Annotated in this window: 2 protein-coding genes; both read right to left on the reverse strand. The window is 40.3% G+C overall.

What is annotated here, in order from left to right; genetic code table 11:
• Positions 1-1,268: TOPRIM nucleotidyl transferase/hydrolase domain-containing protein (locus I3255_RS13920; protein WP_238039340.1), on the reverse strand; the 1,268-nt coding region annotated here is incomplete at its 3' end.
• Positions 1,151-1,600 carry an AAA family ATPase gene (locus I3255_RS13925; protein WP_238039342.1) on the reverse strand — a complete coding sequence of 150 codons (450 nt, stop codon included), beginning with the start codon at positions 1,598-1,600 and terminating at the stop codon, positions 1,151-1,153. The genes I3255_RS13925 and I3255_RS13920, both read right to left, overlap by 118 nt.
• Between the last annotated feature and the right edge of the window lie 352 nt (positions 1,601-1,952).

The following is a 1,952-nucleotide window of genomic DNA, read 5'->3' on the forward strand; positions in this document are numbered from 1 at the left end:
CTTTTCTTCAGAAACTCAGCCATTTCAGCAGAGGTTTTGTACTTCTTCTTGAAAAGTGCGTTCAAGCGGGCAAGGTTTCCATCAGCCTCTGCAAGATCATCTTCGAGCGTATATTTGGTAGTCGTTCTTACTCGAATATTGTCGTTATCAGTATCGTATTTTTGATGCTTATCTTTGGTTGAGTCATTGTCATCATAATCTCGAATTATGCTTAACTTCTTCTTAGTATTGCCTTTGTTAACTTGTAGCCAAACGTCCATGAAAGTTGTAAAGCCCGTTTGCTCAATAGAAATAACTTCAAGACTGCTAACATTTTCGTTATTGCGATATAGGATTGCGTTAATCAGCATCTCTTCCGTAGTGCCTTCAACGAGAATAGTCTTGTTGCTCAGCAGTAGTTTTAGAATGTCGAAGTTTGGTCGCTTACGAAGGTAGTTAGTAAGATGTTTCTTACTATCAATTAGGTGGATCGCATTATTGCCAGATAGGACGATCACGTTGGTTAGCTCAAGTTTATTGATAACCAGTGGACTATGGGAGCTAATTAGCGTTTGTAGAGACGAGCCGCCTTTTTGTGTGCTTTTGTATATAAAGTCAGTTGCGAAGCGGAGGTTGTTGACGCTGAGGTGGGCTTCAGGTTCTTCGATACAGCATAGGTTGAGTGCATTCTTGTTGCCGCTAAAGAACTCAAATAATAGGTAGATGTACACGAGGTTACGATATCCAAGACCACGCTGATACAGGTAGCTTTCACCCGACTTCAGAGTAATGTTGGATAGGATGCTTTTTAAATTAGGCAGGTTCGGGATACATTCCAGCTTATCAACAATCTCGCCGAAGAAGTTCTCGAAGTCTGGATCAGGTGTAACGATTTTTGTGAATGTCTCGGTGTTTTCGATTTCATCGAAAAAAGAAGTGTATGCGCTGTTAATCTTGGCTTTGTCGGAATCTTCGAGAGCGGAAATCAACATTTTGGTCAGGATGTCGTTTGATTTCTGAGTGTTACTCTCGGCAAAGTCGTCACGCTCAGCGTTGATCGAGTTGATGCCTATAAGTCTTAAATCAGAGTAGCTAACCCTTAACCCATTGTTGCTTTGTGTTATGTCGTAGTCGTACAGCTCAATTGGCAGGTTGAACCAGCGTGTATTTTTTATGTCCACGATACCGTCAAGTAGCTTCTTGGCAGCCTTAACAAATTGCTCGGTATCTTTGGGCTTGAAGTCGTAACGAATCTTGTAGCTATCGTCGCTTCTTCTCCGATTATCCACTTCCCAATAACGCCTTCTTCAATAATGTTCTTTGGCTCAGTAAACTCGACCTCAACTCGAACCTTAGGAATCAGAAGCTTGATCTCATCATCATCCTTACCGTTGATGATCGCTTGGTAAAACTCTTTGATTGCTTCGCGGTTGATATCCGATACTGAGAGACGTTTCTTATTGAAGCTAATGTCATTGTTGTTAAGTGGCAAGGCAAGAGCATCGAATAGGTTAGTTTTACCTGCTTCGTTTTCACCAATAATTACGCTTAGTGGTGAAAATTTGATCTCGAAGTTTTTGAAGGCTCGATAGTTTTCAATTTCGACTGTACGAATATACATTTATCTTCCATGTAGTTATTGTTTGTTATCATTTTCATAAAGTTAACACTAAACAATGTAGGCTGAAACAAACTTAGACGAAAAAGTAGCCCCTCATCAAAACCATTGTGAACTTCAAAATTTCCTAGTAACTTGAATCTCACTCCGTTGAGATGTATCGGTGATCCATTCTAAGTCATCCGTTGGGTACGGTATATGCCTACGTAGGCGCACACAAAAGCATTACACCAAGTAAGTCAAACTTGATTGTTGTGAAGTGAGCAACTAGTGGCTCTAGCTCATTTTGGGGCAGAAGTGTGCTTAGATTATAAGTCGATTTCCACCTTCAAACTTTATAAAACATACCAAATTT

Origin of the sequence: Psychrobacter sp. Ps6 (assembly GCF_022129235.1) — a bacterium.
Lineage (GTDB): Bacteria > Pseudomonadota > Gammaproteobacteria > Pseudomonadales > Moraxellaceae > Psychrobacter.

Bases quoted from the DNA above. Each gene is read 5' to 3' on its own strand.
- I3255_RS13925 (WP_238039342.1), bottom strand. From the start codon at position 1,600: ATGTATATTCGTACAGTCGAAATTGAAAACTATCGAGCCTTCAAAAAC.